At 71.2% G+C, this 20,161-nt stretch carries 24 protein-coding genes; 9 read left to right on the top strand and 15 right to left on the bottom strand.

Features of this window, described 5'->3' with window-relative positions; translation table 11 throughout:
* Nucleotides 1–300: 300 nt before the first annotated feature.
* The 9 genes from SOM35_RS05785 to treS form a co-directional block, all read right to left on the bottom strand.
* Nucleotides 301–861, bottom strand: coding sequence for a TerD family protein (locus tag SOM35_RS05785; RefSeq protein WP_111073514.1), 561 nt, complete (start codon nt 859–861; stop codon nt 301–303).
* On the bottom strand, nt 858–1,430 hold the full coding sequence (locus tag SOM35_RS05790; protein ID WP_320514693.1) for a hypothetical protein: 573 nt from the start codon (nt 1,428–1,430) through the stop codon (nt 858–860). Before SOM35_RS05790 ends, SOM35_RS05785 begins: the two co-directional genes overlap by 4 nt.
* An 18-nt stretch (nt 1,431–1,448) precedes the next feature.
* Nucleotides 1,449–2,669, bottom strand: a complete 1,221-nt coding sequence (locus SOM35_RS05795; RefSeq protein ID WP_111073512.1) for a toxic anion resistance protein — start codon at nt 2,667–2,669, stop codon at nt 1,449–1,451.
* 113 nt (nt 2,670–2,782) lie between these two features.
* Nucleotides 2,783–3,361: a TerD family protein gene (locus SOM35_RS05800; RefSeq protein WP_111073511.1), complete on the bottom strand. Its 579-nt coding sequence runs from the start codon at nt 3,359–3,361 to the stop codon at nt 2,783–2,785.
* Between the two features lie 79 nt (nt 3,362–3,440).
* Nucleotides 3,441–4,022, bottom strand: coding sequence for a TerD family protein (locus SOM35_RS05805; protein WP_111073510.1), 582 nt, complete (start codon nt 4,020–4,022; stop codon nt 3,441–3,443).
* 28 nt (nt 4,023–4,050) lie between these two features.
* Nucleotides 4,051–4,638, bottom strand: a complete 588-nt coding sequence (locus SOM35_RS05810) for a TerD family protein (RefSeq protein ID WP_111073509.1) — start codon at nt 4,636–4,638, stop codon at nt 4,051–4,053.
* A 43-nt stretch (nt 4,639–4,681) separates the two neighbouring features.
* Nucleotides 4,682–5,812, bottom strand: a complete 1,131-nt coding sequence (locus SOM35_RS05815; protein ID WP_221849513.1) for a DUF475 domain-containing protein — start codon at nt 5,810–5,812, stop codon at nt 4,682–4,684.
* Nucleotides 5,813–5,907: 95 nt separating this feature from the next.
* Nucleotides 5,908–6,666 (bottom strand): 3'-5' exonuclease, encoded by a 759-nt coding sequence (locus SOM35_RS05820; protein WP_111073507.1) that lies wholly within the window; start codon nt 6,664–6,666, stop codon nt 5,908–5,910.
* Nucleotides 6,667–6,675: 9 nt separating this feature from the next.
* Nucleotides 6,676–8,430 (bottom strand): maltose alpha-D-glucosyltransferase, encoded by a 1,755-nt coding sequence (gene treS, locus SOM35_RS05825; protein ID WP_320514694.1) that lies wholly within the window; start codon nt 8,428–8,430, stop codon nt 6,676–6,678.
* Nucleotides 8,431–8,549: 119 nt separating this feature from the next.
* Here treS and SOM35_RS05830 point away from each other — a divergent pair, with 119 nt between their 5' ends.
* The gene (locus SOM35_RS05830; protein WP_320514695.1) at nt 8,550–9,482 is read left to right on the top strand and encodes an alpha/beta fold hydrolase; all 933 of its coding nucleotides are present in this window, start codon (nt 8,550–8,552) and stop codon (nt 9,480–9,482) included.
* A complete protein-coding gene (locus SOM35_RS05835) occupies nt 9,479–10,567 on the top strand; it encodes a glycosyltransferase family 4 protein (protein WP_320514696.1) in 1,089 nt (362 codons plus the stop codon). Before SOM35_RS05830 ends, SOM35_RS05835 begins: the two co-directional genes overlap by 4 nt.
* A 37-nt stretch (nt 10,568–10,604) precedes the next feature.
* Here the strand turns inward: SOM35_RS05835 and SOM35_RS05840 are convergent, their stop codons facing one another.
* Nucleotides 10,605–11,351 carry a hypothetical protein gene (locus SOM35_RS05840; RefSeq protein WP_320514697.1) on the bottom strand — a complete coding sequence of 249 codons (747 nt, stop codon included), beginning with the start codon at nt 11,349–11,351 and terminating at the stop codon, nt 10,605–10,607.
* Nucleotides 11,352–11,491: 140 nt separating this feature from the next.
* On the opposite strand from SOM35_RS05840, the gene SOM35_RS05845 reads away from it, so the two are divergent.
* The gene (locus SOM35_RS05845) at nt 11,492–11,707 is read left to right on the top strand and encodes a hypothetical protein (RefSeq protein WP_320514698.1); all 216 of its coding nucleotides are present in this window, start codon (nt 11,492–11,494) and stop codon (nt 11,705–11,707) included.
* 6 nt (nt 11,708–11,713) lie between these two features.
* Here the strand turns inward: SOM35_RS05845 and SOM35_RS05850 are convergent, their stop codons facing one another.
* On the bottom strand, nt 11,714–12,352 hold the full coding sequence (locus SOM35_RS05850) for a histidine phosphatase family protein (protein WP_111073501.1): 639 nt from the start codon (nt 12,350–12,352) through the stop codon (nt 11,714–11,716).
* Entirely contained in the window at nt 12,349–13,254 is a 906-nt protein-coding gene (locus SOM35_RS05855; protein ID WP_320514699.1) for an NAD-dependent protein deacetylase, read from the bottom strand. The genes SOM35_RS05850 and SOM35_RS05855 overlap by 4 nt, the downstream gene beginning before the upstream one ends.
* A gap of 96 nt (nt 13,255–13,350) precedes the next feature.
* On the opposite strand from SOM35_RS05855, the gene SOM35_RS05860 reads away from it, so the two are divergent.
* Together SOM35_RS05860 and SOM35_RS05865 are read left to right on the top strand one after the other, a co-directional pair.
* A complete protein-coding gene (locus SOM35_RS05860; protein ID WP_320514700.1) occupies nt 13,351–14,166 on the top strand; it encodes a TrmH family RNA methyltransferase in 816 nt (271 codons plus the stop codon).
* Between the two features lie 40 nt (nt 14,167–14,206).
* Nucleotides 14,207–14,569: a hypothetical protein gene (locus SOM35_RS05865; protein WP_111073499.1), complete on the top strand. Its 363-nt coding sequence runs from the start codon at nt 14,207–14,209 to the stop codon at nt 14,567–14,569.
* An 86-nt stretch (nt 14,570–14,655) separates the two neighbouring features.
* On the opposite strand, the gene SOM35_RS05870 is transcribed toward SOM35_RS05865, so the two are convergent.
* On the bottom strand, nt 14,656–15,156 hold the full coding sequence (locus SOM35_RS05870) for a GNAT family N-acetyltransferase (RefSeq protein ID WP_320514701.1): 501 nt from the start codon (nt 15,154–15,156) through the stop codon (nt 14,656–14,658).
* Nucleotides 15,157–15,233: 77 nt separating this feature from the next.
* Between SOM35_RS05870 and SOM35_RS05875 the strand changes: the two genes are divergently transcribed.
* Both SOM35_RS05875 and SOM35_RS05880 read left to right on the top strand, forming a co-directional pair.
* The gene (locus SOM35_RS05875; protein WP_320514702.1) at nt 15,234–15,821 is read left to right on the top strand and encodes a DUF1349 domain-containing protein; all 588 of its coding nucleotides are present in this window, start codon (nt 15,234–15,236) and stop codon (nt 15,819–15,821) included.
* Between the two features lie 4 nt (nt 15,822–15,825).
* Nucleotides 15,826–16,965 (top strand): GNAT family N-acetyltransferase, encoded by a 1,140-nt coding sequence (locus tag SOM35_RS05880; RefSeq protein ID WP_320514703.1) that lies wholly within the window; start codon nt 15,826–15,828, stop codon nt 16,963–16,965.
* Here SOM35_RS05880 and SOM35_RS05885 read toward each other — a convergent pair.
* Entirely contained in the window at nt 16,926–17,345 is a 420-nt protein-coding gene (locus tag SOM35_RS05885; protein ID WP_320514704.1) for a bleomycin resistance protein, read from the bottom strand. The two genes, SOM35_RS05880 and SOM35_RS05885, sit on opposite strands and share 40 nt — an antisense overlap.
* 68 nt (nt 17,346–17,413) lie before the next feature.
* Here SOM35_RS05885 and SOM35_RS05890 point away from each other — a divergent pair, with 68 nt between their 5' ends.
* Nucleotides 17,414–17,956 carry a phosphoribosyltransferase family protein gene (locus SOM35_RS05890; RefSeq protein ID WP_320514705.1) on the top strand — a complete coding sequence of 181 codons (543 nt, stop codon included), beginning with the start codon at nt 17,414–17,416 and terminating at the stop codon, nt 17,954–17,956.
* Between the two features lie 127 nt (nt 17,957–18,083).
* Nucleotides 18,084–19,340 carry a D-alanyl-D-alanine carboxypeptidase family protein gene (locus tag SOM35_RS05895; protein WP_320514706.1) on the top strand — a complete coding sequence of 419 codons (1,257 nt, stop codon included), beginning with the start codon at nt 18,084–18,086 and terminating at the stop codon, nt 19,338–19,340.
* Nucleotides 19,341–19,356: 16 nt separating this feature from the next.
* On the opposite strand, the gene SOM35_RS05900 is transcribed toward SOM35_RS05895, so the two are convergent.
* Nucleotides 19,357–20,142: an SGNH/GDSL hydrolase family protein gene (locus tag SOM35_RS05900; RefSeq protein ID WP_320514707.1), complete on the bottom strand. Its 786-nt coding sequence runs from the start codon at nt 20,140–20,142 to the stop codon at nt 19,357–19,359.
* Nucleotides 20,143–20,161: the final 19 nt, after the last annotated feature.

The following is a 20,161-nucleotide window of genomic DNA, read 5'->3' on the forward strand; positions in this document are numbered from 1 at the left end:
ATCGGGGCGGTGACGTCTGCTGGGTCGGCTGCGCTTGCGGTGCTGGCTGTGCCGGCTGTGCCGGCTGTGCCGGCGCGCGGCCGAAGGACAGGCTCAGTCCACCACCGGAACTCGACGGTGCCGACGCGGCCGGGGCCGACGCTGCGGGCGCCGATGCCGCGGGCGGCGCAACGGGGGCCGGGGAGCGGTCGATCGAGAGACCGGACGAGGCTGTGGTGCCGGACGAGGCGGCGGTCGGGCGGGCCTCCTGGCCGGGCGGGGTCGGACGGACGCGACGGCGGAGGAACGGGTGCCCCGCGGTCATCGTGCGCGGCCGATGCCGTGGTCGGCGCGGAGGCCGGTCAGACCCGTGGTGTAGCCCTGGCCCACGGCACGGAACTTCCACTCCGAGCGGTGGCGGTACAGCTCACCGAGGATCACCGCGTCGATCAGGTGGTTCCGCTCCGACGGCAGCGGGAACGCGACGAGCTCGCGGCCGTCCGGCGCACAGACGCGGACCGACATCGAGCGGACGGAGCCGAGGTCCTTCGGGGACCGCGGGTCGGGGTCCAGGTAGACCGCGAAGACGATCTTGTCGACGGCGTCCGGGATGGATGCGAAGTCGACGTCGATCTCCTCCTGGTCGGACTCGTCCAGGTACCGGACCGACGCGTCGGCGCTCTCGAGCTGGTTGAAGAAGACGAGGTCCTCGTCGGAGAGCACGTGGCCGTCCGGACCGCAGACGATCGCCATCGGGACGAGTTCGGCCGAGGGCCCGCGGCTGGCGATCTGGTCCCAGTGGATGCCGACCACCACTGCGGTGAGACCGGGGTTCTCGGCGGTCAGCGCGGCGTTCGCCCCGGGGACGAGCTGCCCGGTCACGAGTCGGCTCCGCGCAGGCGCAGACCCTCGTCACCGTCGCCCAGGCGGTCCCGGAGGAAGCGGCCGTGCGAGGAGAGTTCGGCGATGGCGCCGCTCCTGATCTGTTCGTGCATGTCCTCCACCGTCTCCGCGACGACGTCGAGTTGGCCGGCGAGGGTCGCCGTGGCGGCGCTCTCCGGGGTCCGGTCCGCTGCGGGCAGCGACCGGTAGGTCCGGACGGGCGTGGGCAGGTAGTCGTTCACTATGGCCTGGAAGAGGTACCGCTGCTCGGTGGAGGCGCCGCGTGCGATCACGGTGCCCGCCGCTTCGCGGAGGAGGTCCTCGACGTGGCGCACCCGCGACGACACCACGGTCGGCAGGTCGGCTCCGGCCGCCCGGACGATGGTCCGCAGGTCGTCGAGCCCGGCCGCGGCCGCGGCGTCGTCGGCCGCACCACCGGAGCCGCGGACGTCGATGCGCGCCGCGGCAGCGGCTGCGGCCGACGCCGGGGTCTCGGCGTCCGGGTCGGGGACCCGGCGGTCCTGACTGTCGTCGTCGCGGCCGAACAGCGCGCGCAGGCGATCACGCACGGCAGTCGACCGCAGACGTCATCGCGTGACCGATCGGGGGTCGTCGTCGGTCTGACGAGCACGCTCGAGGTACGGCTTCGCACGCTGGATGCCGGACTCGAGCGCCGAGACGGTCGAGGACATGTTCTGCGCCGCCTGCGAGCGGAAGGAGTCGATGGCGTCCATCGTCTGGAACACGTTGTCGAAGGCCTTCTGCAGGGTCTCGACGCTGACGCCGGAGTTCGTCGCCTGCTCGTGGATCCGCGTGGTCTGGTCGCGCAGCATCTCGCTGGTCTGCAGGATCATCGCGTTCGTGGTGCTGTTCACGGCGTCGATCTGGTCGAGCACCATCTTCTGGTTCGCCAGGGCCTGCGCCACGACGACGGCCGTGCGGAGGGCCGCGATCGTCGTCGTCCGGGCACGCTCGACACCCTTGATGAGCTCGGTGTTGTTCTTCCGGACCAGGTCCATCGCCAGGTAGCCCTGCACCGACACGGCGAGCTGGGTCAGGATGTCCTGGTGCCGCTGGCGCACCGGGAAGAGCACGTCGGACTCGAGCTTCTGCGCCTCGTCCACCCGGCCGCCGTTCCGCAGGCTCTCGATCTTCGTGACCGTCGCCGCGTCGAGCGCCTTGGCGAAGACCGCGTACTCGCTGAGCTGCTGCATGGTCTCCCACAGCTGGACCTTCTCGTCCGCCAGCGTGGCGTTGTCCTTGCGGAGCTCGTCCTGCCCGGCCATCAACGACTTGATGATCTTGTCGAGCTGGGTCTGCGCGGACTCGTAGCGCTGGAAGTACTTCGCCAGCTTGTTGCCGCCGGGGATCATGCCGAGGATCTTCCGACCGGTGCTGAGGTCGGCCTGGTTCGGCGTGAGGTCCTCGACCGTGGAGCGCAGGTCGCCGAGCGTCGTGGCGACCTTCACCTGCGCGTCGTCACCGGAGCGCTTGGCGCCGGCGACGGACGACTGCGACCGCTCGAGCATCCGCGACGAGAACCCGCCCGACCGCGCGATCTCCGAGCCGGCGATGGCGTTGATGCCGTCCACCTTCTCGGTGAACGCGGGCGAGCGCGGGTCGAGGTTCGCGACCTCTTCGACGAACTCCCGAGCCTGGGCCGCGATCTGCGACTGACGGTCGGCGTCCACCGGCACCATGCCCGGAGCGTCGTCCGGGGTGACGACCTCGGCGGCGTCAGCGGCACGCAGGACGAGGGCGTCCTGCGACGGGTCGGTGGGCTCCGGCGGAGCGAGCGGTCCGGGCATCGGTGGTCTCCTGTGACGAGGTGGAACGGCTGGGTGCTGCTGGTGCTGGTGCTGGTGCTGGTGCTGCTGGGCGGTGCTGCTGGGCGGTGCTGGTGCTGCGGTGGCGCCGCCGGTCAGCTGAGGTTGACGCCGAAGTCCGTGGCGACACCCGCGAGACCGGACTGGTAGCCCTGACCCACGGCGCGGAACTTCCACTCGGCCCCGCTGCGGTAGATCTCCGAGAAGATCATCGCGGTCTCCGGGGCGGCGTCCTCGGAGAGGTCGAACCGGACGATCTCGGCGCCGTCCTGGTCGAGCACACGCGAGTACGCGCTGCGGACCTGGCCGAAGTTCTGGCGGCGTGCCTCGCCCTGGTCGATCGAGACGACCACGACGACGCGGTCGACGTCGGCCGGAAGGCTCTGCAGGTCGATGGCGATCTGCTCGTCGTCACCGTCACCCTGGCCGGTGCGGTTGTCGCCCTTGTGCTCGACGGAGCCGTCGATGCTCTTGGGCTGGTTGTAGAAGATGAAGTCGGCGTCCGAGCGGACCTTGCCGTCGGGGCCGACGAGCAGCGCCGAGGCGTCGAGGTCGAAGGCCTCGCCGGCCGTGGTGCGCGGGTCCCAGCCGAGGCCGACGGTGGCCACGGTGAGCCCGGGGCTCGTCTTCGTGAGGGAGAGGTTGCCGCCCTTGCTGAGGGAGAGTCCGGCCATGATCGGGTCCTTTCGGTTGTGGGGGAGCGTCGTCGGTGACGCTGTGCGCGTCGCGTGGCCCGGGTGTGTCGGGCGATCGTCAGTCGAGGACGACGCCGTAGTCGGTCGCGACGCCGCGGAGGCCGGTCGCGTAGCCCTGGCCGACGGCGCGGAACTTCCACTCGCCGTCGTACCGGTAGATCTCGGCGAAGATCATGCCGGTCTCGGACGCGGCGTCCTCGGTGAGGTCGAAGCGGACGACCTCGTTGCCGGTCTCGTCGTTGACGACCCGGCAGAACGCGCCACGGACCTGACCGAAGTTCTGGTGACGGGCATCGGCCTGGTCGATCGTGACGACGATGACCACACGCGAGACGTCGGCCGAGACGATGTCGAGGTCGATGAGGATCTGCTCGTCGTCGCCGTCACCCTCGCCGGTGCGGTTGTCGCCCTGGTGAACGACCGAGCCGTCCACCGACTGCAGCTGGTTGTAGAAGATGAAGTCGTCGTTGGAACGGACCTTGCCGTTCGCGCCGACCAGCAGCGCCGAGGCGTCGAGGTCGAACTGCTCGCCCGCCGTCGTACGCGGGTCCCAGCCGAGGCCGATCATGGCCCGGCGGAGCCCCGGATCGGTCTTGGTCAGGGAGAGGTTGTTGCCCTTCGAGAGCGAGAGGGTCGCCATCGATCGTCCTTCCGTCTGTGGGGTCGGCTCAGAGCGCGGCGGCTGCGGGGCCGACGAGGTCCTGGACCGTCCGGCCGTCGGCACGTTCACCGATCGCCGTGAAGGTCCATCCTGCTCCGGTGCGGGACACCTTCGCCATGACCATCGCGGTGTGCTGGCCGGAGTCGGTCAGCTGGTAGCGGGCGACCTCGGGCGCACCCGCGGTGGAGTCGTCGACCACGCGGCAGAACGCGTTCTGCACGTTGTCGAACGTCTGGCGGCTGTAGCTGCTGATCACGAAGACGATCTGCTGCACGGCACCGTGCACCGCGCTGAGGTCGATGCGGATGACCTCGTCGTCGCCGTCGCCCTCACCGGTGAGGTTGTCGCCGGTGTGCTGCGCGGAGCCGTCCTTGCTGCGGAGCTGGTTGAACCAGACGTAGTCGACGGGCTGGCCGTCGGCGCCGAAGAAGATCGCGGAGGCGTCGAGGTCGACGTCCGCGGACTTCTTGCCGCCGAACAGGCCGCGCTTCGTCGCCACGGCGTCCCACCCGAGACCGAGACGGACGCGCGACAGTGCGCTGCCGTCGGTCTTGGTGAGCGAGAGCGCCTGGCCCTTCTGGAGGCTGAGACCCATTGTGGTGAACCCTTCGTCGGTGGTGCAGTCCTGGTCGCGACCGTCAGGAGGCGACGGCTGCGTGGTCGTCCGCCGGCTCGTGCTCGCCGGCCTTGCGCTTGTTGCGGACCACCGAGGAGATGAAGGCGGCGAGGATGAACACGACGCCGATGAGGCCGGTGACGACCTCGTTCACCTCGGTGGTGATCGTGACGAGCAGGATCGCCGCGAGTGCACCGATCGCCCAGTGCGCACCGTGGTCGAGGTACTCGAACTCGTCCAGCGTGCCCTGTCGGACCAGGAAGACGGTGAGAGAACGCACGAAGAGGGCGCCGATGAGGCCCAGACCGAGGGCGATGATGATCGGGTCGGCCGTGATCGCGAAGGCGCCGATGACACCGTCGAACGAGAACGACGCGTCGATGACCTCGAGGTAGAGGAACAGCAGGAACGCGGCCTTACCGGCGACGTTGCCGACGCGGCGCTTGTTGCTGATGCGGTTCGCCTCGGCGACCATCTCGCCCGTGCTCTCGAACGAGTTGCCGTCGTCCTCCGGGTCGTCGACGTCGAACAGCCCGCCGAGGCCGGTGACCAGGAAGTACGTGACGAGTCCGGCGATGCCCGCGATGAGGACCGTCGACTGGTGGTCGCCGGCGGTGGTCCCCGCGACGGCCAGCAGCACGAGGGCGACGATGACGTTGACCATCGGGAGCTTGCCGATGAAGAGCAGCGGGCGTTCGAGCCAGCGCAGCCAGAGGATGTCGCGCTCCTCGAACATGAAGTCCAGGAAGATCATCAGCAGGAACATGCCACCGAAGGCAGCGATCTGCGGGTGCGCCTCGTGGAGCAGGTACGCGTAGGTACCGGGCTCGTCGATCGGGCCCTTCTCGAGGGCGAGCTGCACGGCTTCGACCGGGTTCAGCGACGCCGTGACGCCGACGATGAGCAGCGGGAAGAGCACGCGCATGCCGAAGACCGCGATGACGATGCCCACGGTGAGGAACATCTTCTGCCAGAACGGGTTCATCCGCTCGAGGATGCGGGCGTTGACGACCGCGTTGTCGAAACTGAGGCTGATCTCGAGCACGCCGAGGATCGCGGTGATGATGACCGCGCTCCATCCGCCGTAGACCAGCGCGATGGCCAGTGCGAGCACGGTGATGGCCAGGGACCACCCGAAGGTCTTCAGGAACACGTGCGCGGATCTCCCCTTGAGCGTGCGGTGCAGACGGTGCCTGCAGTGCGGTCGTCGAGGGGACGGCGCTGTCCGGCCCTCCCCCTCTCGGAATGCTACATGCTCGGGGCCGAGTGCCGACGGGGCCAGGTGCCGTCGGCGGTGAACGACGGATCGCGCTTGCTCCGCATGTACTCCTGGAAGGACGCGGCCTGTTCGGAGCACCACACGACCTGCTTACGGTGCAGCTCCTCGGCGCTGATGCCGAGCTCGTCGGGGTACTTGGCCGCGATGGCCTGGGCGACCCGACCGGCAGCGATGGCATCGGCACCGGCGTCGTGCGCGTCGTCGAGCTGCACGCCGTACAGCTGCGAGGCGACCTCGAGCGTCCGCTTGCCCTTCCGGTACGTGTCGAGTGCCTTGTCCATCACGAGCGGGTCGACCACGTTGCCGATCACGGGGGAGGCGATGCCGTGACGCTTGGCCTCCCGGTCGAGGAGCGTCAGGTCGTAGGGGGCGTTGTAGATCACCAGCGGGATCCCGCGGGCGAACACGGCCTCCACCGCGGCGACGATCTCGGCCACGACCTCACCGGCGGGTCGTCCTTCCGCCCGGGCGCGTTCGGTCGTGATGCCGTGCACCGCCGCGGCCTGCTCCGGGATCTCGATGCCCGGGTCGGCGAGCCAGGCACCCTCGACGATCGAGCGGCCGGTCATGTCGATGAGGCCCACGTGCGCACTGACGATGCGCGCGGTCTCGACGTCGATGCCGGTCGTCTCGAGGTCGAACACCCCGAGTGCGTGCCACCACGGTCGGGTGGTCAGGTCCTGCGGGGGCCGGGTCGCCGTGTCGAGCTCGGCAGCGGGGGAGGTCACGCGGTCAGGCTAGCCAACGGCACCGACAGCCCCGCGAGGCGCGCTCGCGTTCTCGGCACCCTGACCGACGTGCAGCCAGTAGAACGCCTGCGTGCCGAGCGTCAGCGTGACGCTGCCGTCCGCGTCGAAGGACGGGAAGGAGCCGCCGCCGAACAGGTCGACGAGGGGGCGGCCGGCGTACTCGGGCGCGGTGATCGTCACGGATGTCGGGTTGTGGGCGAACGAGAACACGCAGAGCACGTCCTCAGCGCTCGGGCCGAACTGCTGGTCCGAGCCGGAACCCGCCCACGACCGGACGAACGCCAGCACGCTGTCGTTCGAGGTCTGCTGCACCGCGATCGACCCCATCCCGAAGACCGGGTGGGCCTTCCGCACGTGGATCACGTTGCGGATCCAGTGCAGCAGGGAGCGGGACTGCGCCAGCTGGGCCTCGACGTTCACCTGGGCGTAGTTGAACACCAGGGACTGCACGACCGGCAGGAACAGCTTGCCCGGGTCGGCGGAGGAGAACCCGGCGTTCCGGTCCGGGGTCCACTGCATCGGCGTGCGGGACGAGTCACGGTCCGGCAGCCAGATGTTGTCGCCCATCCCGATCTCGTCGCCGTAGTAGAGGAACGGTGAGCCGGGCAGCGAGAAGAGCAGCGCGTGCACGAGTTCGAGCTCGGCGCGTGAGTTGTCGAGCAGCGGCGCGAGACGACGACGGATGCCGATGTTCGAGCGCATCCGCGGGTCGTAGCCGTACCAGCCGTACATCGCCTGCCGGTACTCCTCGCTGACCATCTCGAGCGTGAGCTCGTCGTGGTTGCGGAGGAACACACCCCACGCGGCCGTCTCGGGGACGTCGAGCGTCTCGGACAGGATCGCCTGCAGCTCCTTGGCGTGCTGGGCACGGAGCGAGTAGAAGATGCGCGGCATGACCGGGAAGTCGAAGGCCATGTGGCACTCGGGTTCCTCGTCGGTGCCGAGGAACGCAGCGGTCTCGCGGGGCCACTGGTTCGCCTCGGCGATGAGCACCCGCCCCGGGTACTCGTCGTCCACCATCGCGCGGAGCTTCTTGATCCACTCGTGGGTCTCCGGCTCGCCCTCGCCGTTGCCCTCCTCCGACTGGAACAGGTACGGGATCGCGTCGAGCCGCAGCCCGTCGACACCGAGGTCCAGCCAGTGCCGGACGACGTCGTACACCGCCTCGACGACGGCGGGGTTCTCGTAGTTGAGGTCCGGCTGGTGCGAGAAGAACCGGTGGAAGAAGAACTGCCGACGGACCGGGTCGAAGGTCCAGTTCGACTCCTCGGTGTCGACGAAGATGACGCGGATGTTGGAGTACTCCTCGTCGGTGTCCCGCCAGACGTAGAAGTCGCCGTAGGGGCCGTCCGGGTCCTCGCGCGACTGCTGGAACCACTCGTGCTGGTCGCTCGTGTGGTTGATCACCATGTCGATGACGATGCGCATGTTCCGCTCGTGCGCCTTCGTGACGAGTTCGCGGAACTCGTCGAGGGTGCCGAACTCGGGCAGGATCGCCTTGTAGTCCGAGATGTCGTAGCCGCCGTCGCGCAGCGGGGAGCGGAAGAACGGCGGCAGCCAGAGCGCGTCGACGCCGAGCCACTGCAGGTAGTCCAGGCGGCTGATCAGGCCCTGCAGGTCGCCGGTGCCGTCCCCGTTCGAGTCCACGAACGAGCGGATCATGCACTCGTAGAACACTGAACGCTTGTACCAGAGCGGGTCGAGGGTCAGTCCGGGCTGCTGGATCGGGGCTGTGAAGGACACCGTGCTCCTCGAAGGTCGTCGACGGTCCTCCAGAGCAGGAGGGTCGCCCCGGACACGCTAGCCGCGGGACCTCCGACGCGCACACCGTGGAGCCGGAGAGGTTCCCTAGACTGGCGCGGATGCAAACGCCCGTGCTGTCCCCGTACCAGTCGCTGATGGCGGCCACCCCCGTCGTGCACCGCACGGTCCAGGTCCAGGACCGCACCACGCACTTCTGGGAGTACGGCCCGACCGAAGCCGAAGCCGAAGCCGAAGCCGGAACCGCCCCGGCGACCGTGCTGGCGGTGCACGGGTTCCGCGGCGACCACCACGGGCTCGAGTCGATCGCCGCGCACCTGGTCGCCGGCCACCCGACCGGCGTGCGGGTGATCGTGCCGGACCTGCCCGGCTTCGGCGTGTCCGACCCGCTGCCGACGTCCGACCTGGACGGCTACGTGCATTGGCTGGAGGGCTTCCGCGACGCGCTCGGCCTCGACCGGGACACCGTGGTCCTCGGCCACTCCTTCGGGTCCATCGTCGTGTCGGCCGCGGTCGCCGCCGGCCTCGACACCCGCCTGCTCGTCCTGGTGAACCCGATCGCCGCGCCCGCACTGCAGGGTCCGCGAGCGATCGGCACCGGCGTCGCCATCGCCTACTACCGCCTCGGCGCCTGGTTGCCGAGGCAGCTCGGACTCGGTCTGCTGCGGAACCGGGTGATCGTCCGCGCGATGAGCATCGCGATGCTCAAGTCGCGTCGGCCGTCGCTCCGGCGGTGGGTGCACGACCAGCACGACCGGTACTTCTCGGCCTTCGCGAACCGAACCAGCGTCCTGGAGGCGTTCCGGACCTCCGTCACGCACGACGTCGCCCAGTTCGCCGACCGGATCGCCGTGCCGACCCTGCTGGTCGCGGCCGAGCACGACGACATCACGGCCGTCCCGGAGCAGCGTGCCCTGGCGGAGCGGCTGGCCGACGCGGAACTCGTCATCGTCCCGGGCGTCGGTCACCTGGTGCACTACGAGACGCCGGCCGCGGCTGCGAGCGCGGTCCTCCGACGGATGCAGACGTCGTGACCCGCCTCCGGATCGGCATCGACTGCCGCTACGTCCGCATCGGCCGGCACGACGGCATCAGCCGGTTCACGGCGGGCGTCGCCGCCCACCTGCCCGACCGGCACGACCACGTGCTGCTCGTCTCCGACGAACGACAGCTCGAGTCCCTGCCCGCCGGGATGCCGTGGGAGCTCGTGCCGGCGCCGACCGACGCGGGGGAGCCCCTCGTGGCCCGCCACGTCAACCGCCTGGGCCTCGACGCCGTGTTCTCGCCGATGCAGACCATGGGTTCCCGGGGGCGGCGGTACGCCCTCGTGCTCACGCTGCACGATCTCATCTACTACCGGAACCGCACGCCCCCGCGTGAGTTCTCGTGGCCGCTGCGCCTCGGGTGGCGGGCGTTCCACCTGGCCTGGTGGCCGCAGCGGTTCCTGCTCAACGGTGCCGACGGCGTGGTCACGGTCTCCGAGACGACCGCCGGGCTGATCGCCGAGCACCGTCTGACGGACCGTCCCGTCACGGTGGCGTACAACGCCGCCGACCCGGCCGAGCCCCGCGACACCGATGCACCTCGGCAGAAGTCGCTGGTCTACATGGGCTCGTTCATGCCGTACAAGAACGTCGAGACGCTGGCGGCCGCGCTGCCCCTGCTCGGCCCGGACTGGACGCTGCACTGCATGTCGCGCGTGTCCGACGCCGATCGGGCACGTCTCAGCGGGCTCGCCCCGGCCGGCGCGGTCGTCTTCCACGACGGCGCGAGCGACGAGGAGTACCGCGCGGTGCTCCGGTCGGCGACGGCCCTGGCGACCGCCTCGTACGACGAGGGCTTCGGCATCCCGCTGGTGGAGTCGATGGGCGTCGGCACGCCGGTCGTCGTCAGCGACATCCCGATCTTCCGGGAGATCGGGGGCGACGTCGCCGAGTACTTCGACCCGTCGTCAGCATCCGCCGTCGCGGCCGCGGTCCGCCGACTGGAGGCCCGGTGGCACGCCGCCTCGCAGGCGTCGGTCGCGCAGGCGGCCCGGTTCCGGTGGCAGGACTCCGCCGAGCAGGTCGTGCGTGCGGTCGAACGTGCGGTCGCCGACCGGGAGGCTCGTCACCGCTGAGCGTGGCCGTGGGCGTCCGACGTCAGCTCCCGCGACGTCAGGGGTGGACCGTCTGCACCCGGACGCCCGGGAAGACCTCGTCACCCACCTGCTCGGCAGCGGCGGCGACCGCGGCGAACCCGACGCCGAGCCCCGCTGACCGCACCGTCACCCGCTGCGCGGCGGGTTCGTCGGATCGTCCGTCCGACCGGGCCTCGAACGTGCAGGCGACCCCGAGCACGCCGCCGATCGCGCTGAGCCGATCGGCCAACCGCAGTCGCCGCTGACTGGACTCCTCGGAGTCGGAGACCCCGACCTGCCGGGTCCCGAAGTCCACCTCGGCCCAGATCCGGACGCCCGAGCCCGAGCTGTCGGCGGCTGCGCTGCTGACGGCGGAGACGAGGGCGCGACGGTCCTCCGCACCGAGTTCCGGGTCGGCGCGGACGAGTGCGGTCACGTCGTAGCCCGCGAACGAGGTCTTCTCGGTCCGGGCCCGTTCGACCGCGCTGACGCCCGGCAGGGCCGACGCCGCCGCCACGAACCGGGCGCGGTCGCCCTCCGGCTGCGGGAAGACCCCGCCGACACCGCGCTGGACGCCGGACAGGATGACGACGAGGACGACGACGAGCACCACGGCGACCACGACGACGCCGAGGACGACCGCCGTGCCCGCGCGGACCCGTTCCGGCCGGGACAGTGCCCGCATCGAGGCGGTGTCCGGACCGAACGCGGCGTCCAGGTCGTCGTCGTCGTCCCACGGATCACGGCCGCGGGGACCGTCGGTGTGTCGTCCACCAGCGCCCACAGCGTCACCTCGAAGCGGCCGGGCCGTTGCTCGGACCCGCACCGTCCACCGGAGCGTAGTCCGTGCCCTGGTCGGGCGCTCTCGGTCACGCTACGGTGGAGACGGACGGGGGGACGGGCCTCCCGTCGGACGGGGGAACCATGCTCATCACACTCATCGCCGTCGGTCTCGTCATCGTGGCGATCGCCGTCGGCATGGCGGTCGGCGACCGCCGCCGGGCACGTCTGCTGCGCGACCTGCCGGACGCCGGGGTGCAGCACGGCACCGGGGCGTCGGACCACGACCTGCGGGTCGCCGAGGCGCAGGCCGCGCGGACCGCGGGCGGGACCGGCTACACCGGCGGCTCCGGGGTCTGAGCCGGATCAGCCGCGGCGTTCGAGCGGGTTCTGGTACTCGAACGCGTACCGGCCCGGCGCGTCCGAGACGTCCTCGATCGGGTCGTCGGAACGGACCAGCTCGGCTCGGAAGCGCTCCGGGTCCCACCGGAACGAGTGCACCGAACCGTTCCTGATGGGGACGGTTGAGCGTTCGATCGTGCCCGGCGCTGCGGCGTCGACCACGGTCCGGATGACCGCGCCGTGGGTCGCGACGACCACCGCACCGGCGTCGAAGCGGACGGCGATCTCGGCGAGCGTCTCGGTCACCCGATCGAGCAGGGCCGCCCGTGACTCGCGGCCCGGCACCGCGTCGTGCGGCCAACGGGCCTCGATCTCCGGGTGCGTGAGTCCCTCGGCGTCGCCGTAGGAGCGTTCCCGGAGCCCGTCGTACGTCGACGGCTCGGCGAGCCCGAGGTGCGTGGCGATGATCGTGCCGGTCTCGGACGCGCGGGACAGGGGCGACGAGACGACGGCGTCGAAGCGACGGCGGGCGAGCAGCACGGCGGTCTCGGCGGCCTGTCGTCGACCGGTGTCGTTGAGCGGCACGTCCGTCGACCCCTGGATGCGTCGTTGCCGGTTCCAGTCGGTCTCGCCGTGGCGGACCAGGTAGAGGAGCGTCGTCACCCGTCGATCATCGCAGACGCGGTGAGCCGCGCCGCGAGTTCGACCAGGGTCTCCGTCGTGCCCGCGTCGATCTTCACCGCGGCCCGGCGGTCGCTGCGGGTCGCACCACGGTTCACGATGACGACCGGATGCTTCCGCCGGGTGGCGTGGTCGAGCAGGCGGACGCCGGAGTTCACCGTCAGCGACGAGCCGACCACGAGCAGGGCGTCGGCCTCGGCCACGATCGACACGGCCTCGCGGAACTTCTCGGCGGGGACGAACTCGCCGAAGAACACCACGTCCGGCTTCAGCACGCCGCCGCACACCGTGCAGTCCGGCACCCGGAAGCGCTCGACGTCGGTGATCTCGACGTCGCCGTCGGGCTGCAGCTGCACGGACCCGGGCTCGTCGATCCACGGGTTCTCGCGGTCCAGGACGGCAGCCAGGTCGGCGCGGGAGAACACCTGCCCGCAGGTCAGGCACACGGCGCGGTCCATCGAACCGTGGATCTCGACCACCCGACGGGAGCCGGCACGCAGGTGCAGGCCGTCGACGTTCTGGGTGACGATCCCGCTGACGACCCCCGCGGACTCGAGCGCGGCGAGCGCCCGGTGCCCGTCGTTCGGCCGCGCGGCGGCGAAGGTCCGCCAGCCGAGGTGCGAGCCGGCCCAGTAGCGCTGGCGCTTGGCGGGGTCGGCCAGGAACTCCTGGAACGTCATCGGCTTCCGGACGACACGGCCCTCGCCGCGGTAGTCGGGGATGCCGGAGTCGGTGCTGACGCCGGCGCCGGTCAGGACGGCGACCCGCTTGCCGCGGAGGACCGCGACCGCCCGGTCGACGTCGGTGACGGTCTCGTCGGTCGCCAGCCCGTCGGTCCCCGCTTCGGGCGCACCGCTGGTCGTTGTGCCATCGCTCGTCGCCATCGTGTCCACGGTACCCTCAACCGCCGAGCGTCCCCGGTCCTTCCCCGGGCCGACGTCCGCGACCCGACCACGATCCTCCCGACCGGAACGAGCACCGTGCACCCCGTCCGCATCGACTCCCTCGACGACCCGCGCCTGGACGACTTCGCCCGGCTCACCGACGTGGCGCTCCGCCGCGTGACGGAGCCCGAGGGCGGCCTGTACATCGCCGAGTCGAACACCGTCATCGAGCGCGCCGTCCGTGCCGGCCACGTGCCGCGCAGCGTGCTGGTGCAGGAGAAGTGGCTGGACAGCGTGCTGCCGCTGGTCGACGAGCACGACGGCCCGGTCTTCGTCGGGTCGGACGCGCTGCTCGAGCAGCTCACCGGGTTCCGGATGCACCGCGGCGCGATCGCGGCCATGCACCGACCCGAGCTGCCCACCGTCGCCGACGTCGTGCGCGACGCCCGGCTCGTCGTCGTCCTCGAGGACATCGTCGACCACACGAACGTCGGTGCGGTCTTCCGCAGCGTCGCCGGTCTCGGTGCGGACGCGGTCCTGGTGAGCCCGCGCTGCGCCGACCCGCTCTACCGTCGCAGTGTCCGCGTCAGCATGGGAACCGTGCTGCAGGTGCCGTGGACGCGCATCGGGGAGTGGCCGGCCGCGGGGGAGCACCTCCGTGCGCAGGGCTTCCACGTCGCCGCGATGGCGCTCACCGACCGCTCCGTCGACCTGGAGGAGTTCGTCGCCGACGTGCCTGAACGGGTCGCCCTGGTGATGGGCACCGAGGGGCAGGGCCTGACCCCGGCCGCGGTCGCGGCGGCCGACACCACGGTGCGGATCCCGATGCACCACGGCGTCGACTCGCTCAACGTGGCCGCGGCGAGCGCCGTCGGGCTCTGGGCGGTCGCGCACGCGCAGCGGGCACGCTGATCTGCTGTCCGGTCGACCGCGCCTGAAATAGGCTGGTCGGATGCTCTCCCGACGCGACGCCGCCGTCCGACTCGACATCACGCTCGAGATGGCGACCCACCACGGGATCCCCACGCGCCTCAGCGAGGCCGAGCTCACGGCGATCGAGCAGGACCCGCCCGCGTGGCTGGTGCAGTCCCGCGCGAACCGGACGGGTGCGAAGAAGGTCTGGGTACGCCTGGACTGCGTGGTGTGCGGGTACTCGGAGGAGGCGCGGCCGAAGAAGTGGTGGCCGGACTGGGACCACCTGATGTGCGACTACCACGCGCCGTACCAGGCACCCGAGCCGACGGCGGGCTTCGTGCGGCACGAGGTCGAGGGCGTCGGCAGCCGGTTCGTGGCGCTCGTAGACGAGAAGGCGTAGGCCGCGGGCTGATCGTTCGGCAACTGCGCCGAGCCCTGACGGGCCGGCGGCCGGGTACGGCGGTGGCCGGGTGCGTCCGCGACGCGTCAGGTCAGGTCGGCGGCCATCTGCACGCGCCGTCCGTACCCGTCGAGGCCGAGCCGGTGCTCGGTCTCGACGAGTGAGCGGTGGAACGCCGTGACGGGCTCCTCCTCGACGAAGCCGACAGACCGGTAGAAGGGGGCGTTCCACGGGACGTCCGCGTACGTCCGCAGGGTGATGCGTTCGTACCCGAGCAGCCGGGCGCGGTCCGCCGAGGCCGTGACGAGCTTCCGCCCCAGCCCCCGGCGGGCGTGTTCCGGGCGTACCGAGAGCTGTTCGAGGTGGCACAGGCCGTCCACCTCGACCACGTGCGCGAACCCGACGACGTCCCCGTCGTCGAGCGTGACGACGAGCACGAAACCGGGCTGCGCCAGACGGTCGGAGCCGGGGGCCGCGGGCGGCCAGGACCCGGGGTGGAGCCGTTCCACGAGCAGCCGGTCGGCGTCGTTCTCGATGGCCTCGATCGTGGCGGCGTCGGTCGGACGGGCGGAGCGGATCGACGGCACACGTCGATCGTACGGAGCCGGAGCCGGAGCCGGAGCCGGAGCCCGGTCGTCCTCGCCGAGGCCGTACATTCAGTGGCATGAGCGACATCGACTGGAACGCGGGCACCTGGACGACCGCCCCGGCACACGTGCAGGTGTCCGACGACGGGATGCATGTCACAGCGGTCGAGGAGAGCGACGCCTGGCGGATCACCTCGTACGGCTTCGTGCACGACACCGAGCACGCCCTCCTCGCGCCGTTCGCCCAGGACACCGCGATGGAGGTGTCGTTCCACCTGGACTTCTCCGCCCAGTTCGACCAGGCCGGCATCTTCGTCAAGGTCGACGACAGCACGTGGACCAAGGCCGGCGTCGAACGCAGCGACGACCAGGACAGCCTCGGCGCCGTCGTCACCCGCGGCGTCTCCGACTGGTCGCTCTCGCCCGTGCCGGACTGGCACGGGCGCCTGGTCACGATCCGCGCCAGCCGCTCCGGCGACGCACTGACCATCCGAGCCCGGGTCGACGACGAGCCGTGGCGTCTGGTCCGCGTCGCACCCCTGGACCCCGACGCCGAGGTCGGTGCGGGGCCGATGTGCTGCGCTCCTTCACGCGACGACCTGACCGTGCACTTCACCGCCTGGCGGACCGGTCTGGCCGACGCCAGCCTGCACCCGGAGGACTGACCTCGTGCGCGCATCTCGCATCCGATCCCGGCTCCGCTCCGCGGTCGGGGACCGCGATCGGACCGTCGTCCTGCGGCGCCGATCGGCGCGGAGGTCACGTGACACCGGCTACGTGCTCGCGCTCGGTCGGAAGTGGGTCCTGCTGGCGAGCATCACGGACGGCGGCTTCTTCGACGGGCACACCGCGTTCCGTCTCAGCGACCTGCGGGAGGTCCGCGACGACGTGTCCTTCGTGCCACGCGCTGCGCGGCTGCGTGCCGAATGGCCGCCCCGGATGCCCGCGCACCTCGCAGGCATCGACCTCGATCGGACCGCGGGAGTCGTCAGGGCGTTCGGTGCCGACGGTTCGCTCGTGGGCATCCAGTCCGATCACCGGTACGACGCACTCTGGATCGGCACCGTCGACGAGGTCCGCCGCCACTGGGTCGCCCTGTGGGAGGTCCGCCCCGATGGCGAGTGGCGTGATGCCCCGCTCTGGTACCGACTCCGACGTCTGACCGCCGTCGAACGGGACGGCCAGTACCTGCGCGGGCTCGCCGACGTCTCCGGCACGACGCCGCCGAACGGCATCACCAACGCACCCTGGCACCACCCGCAGCCGGACCAGTCCGACGTGCACCTCGACGTCGTGCCGGAGGCAGTGCTGCACGCCCTCGCGGCGGGTGGGACCGACGCCACGACTCGCCGGACCATGACGCCCTACCTCACCGGGCCGGAGTGCGCGTCGCTGTGGCGCAGGAGGAGCGAGCAGATCCGCGAGCGCCCGGGCGACGCACCCTGGGTCACCCGGTTGATCGTCGATCCGGCCGTCGCCCTGCCGGTCGGCGTCGCCGGCTTCCACGGCCCGCCGGACGCGCACGGCATGGTCGAGGTGGGGTACCGCGTGGATCCGGCCCATCGCCGCAGGGGGTACGCGAGACGGGCACTCGAGACGCTCCTGGCGGTCGCGCAGGACCACCCCGACGTGCGGACGGTGCGGGCCACCGTCAGCCCGGACAACGATGCCTCACTCGCCCTGATCGCCGCGTACGGGTTCGTCGAGGACGGCGAGCAGTGGGACGAGGAAGACGGCCGGGAGATCGTCTTCGAGGTCTCGGTCGACGGTCAGCGCCGCCCCACGGAGGACTGGAACCGCACCAGGTAGCCGTCCGGGTCCTGCACGAGGAACTGCTCGACACCTGCCTCCTCGCCGCCGACCGGGTACCACTTCGTCTCCGGCTCCATGAGGAGCGGCCAGTCGGCGTCGCGCAGCACTGCGGCGAGCGCTCCGCTGTCGGGCACGCTGACCTGGAAGTTCACGCCACGGCCCAGCGGAGCGTCGAGCGGACCCGTCACCCAGTTGCGGCCGACCCCGGCCTGCTCGAGCATCAGGTGTGCCGAGCCGAGGACGACGTACGCGAAGCGCTCGTCGGGCCTGGCGTAGCTGACGGTGAAGCCGCAGAGGCCGCACCAGAACGCCAGGCTGTGGTCGAGGTCGGCGACGAGGAGCTCCGGGACGAGTGCGGGTTCGAGGGCGTCGGTCACGGCACCATCGTGGCATCGAGCGAGGCAGCACCCGTGTGTCCCGAGCGTCGGGGCCCTAGCGTCGGGGTGTGCACACCCACGACGCCGTCGACCGCGGCCACGACCTGGTCCTCGAGCACTTCCGCTGGATCGACGGTGCAGCCGACACCTGGACCATGCTCCGCTCGGCCGACGCGCTGGCCGGGATCGTCGCGGGGCTCGCCGCACTGGTCGAGGACACTCGCCCGGACGTCGTGATCGGCATCGAGTCCCGCGGTTTCGTCCTCGCTCCGGCCGTCGCGCTCACGCTCGGTGTCGGCTTCGCCCCGGTCCGGAAGGACGGCGCGCTGTTCCCCGGACCGCTGGTGGCACGGACGACGGACCGCGACTACCGCGGGAACCGGCGGACCCTGTCGGCGCGCCGGGACCTGTTCGCTGCCGGGCAACGGGTCGTCCTGGTCGACGACTGGATCGAGACCGGCAGCCAGGCGCTCGCGGTGGCGGAACTGGTCGCGGATGTCGGAGCGGACCTCGTCGGCGTCGCGGTGGTCGTCGACGAAGCGAGTCCGGCGGCGCGCGGTGCTCTTCCGATGCTGCGGAGCCTCGTCCGGTCGTCCGAGCTGGAGGCGTGAGGCCGTAGCGGCCTCCGCCGGCGCTCCGACGGAGCAGGACGGCAATGCCGGGAGGCGCACCCCGGCCCCGCGACGAGCCGCACCGGTCCCAGGGGGCCGGCCCGCGCCTCCAGTACGATCCGGTCTCGTGCCGAACGTCGTCCGCCGCCCCCGCTCCGCGATCCGGAGGCCCGTGACGGTCGCCGTCATCGCGGTGCTCCTGCTCATCGTCGCGTTCCTGGTTGCCGCCGCGGTCGTGCCGTTCGCCCCGGCGACGGCCAACACGGCGACGTACCGTCCGCCGACCGCGAGCGCCGCGGACGTCCGGTTCCCCGACTACGGCGCGACCGCGGTCGAGGCGGACGGTTTCCCGGAGAGCCTGACGACGAGCGGCGACCGGAAGGCCCGTTCGATCGCGAGCATCTCGAAGGTCGTGACGGCCCTGGTCGTGCTCGAGGAGAAGCCGCTGCAACCGGGGGAGCAGGGGCCGGACGTCCGGTTCACGCCCCAGATGGAGGCGCTCTACAGCCAGTACGCGGCGCAGAACGGCGAGGTCGCACCGTTGCCGACGGACCTGCGGCTGTCGGAGTACCGGGCGTTCCAGGTGATGCTGATGAAGTCGGCGAACAACTACGCCGGCTCCCTGGCGCTCTGGGCCTTCGGGTCGATGGACGGCTACCGCAAGGCCGCGGCGACGTGGCTCGACGCCCACGGCCTCGACGACACCACGATCATGGAACCGACGGGTCTGGACCCGCGGAACACCAGCACGGCGACGGACCTGGTCGACCTCGGCAAGCTCGCCCTGGCGGACCCGCTGGTGAAGCAGGTCGTGGGGACGGCGAAGGCGACGGTGCCGGGCGTCGGCGACATCGAGAACTCGAACAAGCTGCTCGGCATGGACGGTGTCGAGGGCATCAAGACCGGAACCCTCGACGAGGCCGGCGCCTGCCTGCTCTTCGCGGCGACCTACCAGCGCGGTGGCCGCACGGTGACCGTGATCGGGGCGATGCTCGGCGGGGTCGACCACGACTCGCTGGACGCTGACGTCCGGAAGCTGCTGCACTCGGTGGCGGACGACTTCCACACCATCACGCTGACGAACGCCGGGCAGACCTTCGGCACGTACCAGGCGCCCTGGCAGGAGGAGGTCGACGCGACCGCCAGCCGAGCGGCGTCGCTACTGGTGTGGGGGCCCACGGACGTCACGGCGAAGACGTCGCTCGAGCCGTTGACGTTCGGTTCGGCGGGGGAGCGCGTCGGGGCGGTGCGGTTCACGGTGTCGCACCACGACCCGGTGACGGTGCCGCTGCGCCTCGACCGGTCCATCGAGGACCCGGGCGTGTGGTGGCGGTGGTCGAACCCGTTCCGCGGCGTGGAGCTCGACCGGGCACTGGTCGGCTGACCGGGCTGGGCTGCGCTCAGTCCCGCGGCGCGACCGGCTGCAACGACGTCCGCTTCGCCGTGATGCCGTCTCCCGACGACGTCCCCCGGACACGCCGGACGACCCACGGCACGAGGTACTCCTTGGCCCAGCCGAGGTCCTCGACCCGCGCCTCCCGCCAGGGGCGCGCGGCGAGCGGCTCCGGGACCGCGGCACCGAGTTCGTGGGCGACGCCGAGGGTGTCGAGCACGGCGGCCGCGACCGTCGCGTGTCCGAGCGGGGAGTGGTGCAGCCGGTCGGCGGCCCACATCCGCGGGTCGCGGAGCACCCGGAGCGCCCAGAGGTTCGTGACGAGCGCCCCGTGCTTCAGCGCGATGGCCTGCAGGTGCTCGTTGTAGATGGCCGTCTTGCCGCGCACCATGCCGAGCACCGGGGTCATGCCGACGTCCGGTCCGGTGAACAGCACTACCGTCGCACCGTGCCGGCGGAGGGTCTCGATCATCCGGTCGTACCGTTCGGCCAGGGCGTCCGGGTCGGAGCCCGGCCGGATGATGTCGTTGCCGCCCGCCGACACCGTGATCAGGTCCGGCCCGAGAGCGACGGCGGCTTCAGCCTGCTCGTCGATGATCTGCCCGAGCAGCCGGCCGCGGACGGCGAGGTTGGCGTAGCCGAAGTCCTCGTCGGTGCGGTCCGCCAGGGTCTCGGCGACACGGTCGGCCCAGCCGCGATGGCCCCCGACCGACTGGGGGTCCGGATCACCGATCCCCTCGGTGAACGAGTCACCGATCGCGACGTACCGGGTCCAGGGATGCTCGTCTGACACGACACGCGACCGTACTCTC

The organism is Curtobacterium sp. CFBP9011 (assembly GCF_034045095.1).
In the GTDB taxonomy this organism is placed as follows: Bacteria; Actinomycetota; Actinomycetes; order Actinomycetales; family Microbacteriaceae; genus Curtobacterium.

What these genes read in the sequence shown, in the direction of transcription:
- SOM35_RS05795 (WP_111073512.1), bottom strand. Translation starts at nt 2,669, where the DNA reads ATGCCCGGACCGCTCGCTCCGCCGGAGCCCACCGACCCGTCGCAGGAC.
- SOM35_RS05800 (WP_111073511.1), bottom strand. Translation starts at nt 3,361, where the DNA reads ATGGCCGGACTCTCCCTCAGCAAGGGCGGCAACCTCTCCCTCACGAAG.
- SOM35_RS05805 (WP_111073510.1), bottom strand. Translation starts at nt 4,022, where the DNA reads ATGGCGACCCTCTCGCTCTCGAAGGGCAACAACCTCTCCCTGACCAAG.
- SOM35_RS05810 (WP_111073509.1), bottom strand. Translation starts at nt 4,638, where the DNA reads ATGGGTCTCAGCCTCCAGAAGGGCCAGGCGCTCTCGCTCACCAAGACC.
- SOM35_RS05830 (WP_320514695.1), top strand. Translation starts at nt 8,550, where the DNA reads ATGCAAACGCCCGTGCTGTCCCCGTACCAGTCGCTGATGGCGGCCACC.
- SOM35_RS05845 (WP_320514698.1), top strand. Translation starts at nt 11,492, where the DNA reads ATGCTCATCACACTCATCGCCGTCGGTCTCGTCATCGTGGCGATCGCC.
- SOM35_RS05855 (WP_320514699.1), bottom strand. Translation starts at nt 13,254, where the DNA reads ATGGCGACGAGCGATGGCACAACGACCAGCGGTGCGCCCGAAGCGGGG.
- SOM35_RS05865 (WP_111073499.1), top strand. Translation starts at nt 14,207, where the DNA reads ATGCTCTCCCGACGCGACGCCGCCGTCCGACTCGACATCACGCTCGAG.
- SOM35_RS05875 (WP_320514702.1), top strand. Translation starts at nt 15,234, where the DNA reads ATGAGCGACATCGACTGGAACGCGGGCACCTGGACGACCGCCCCGGCA.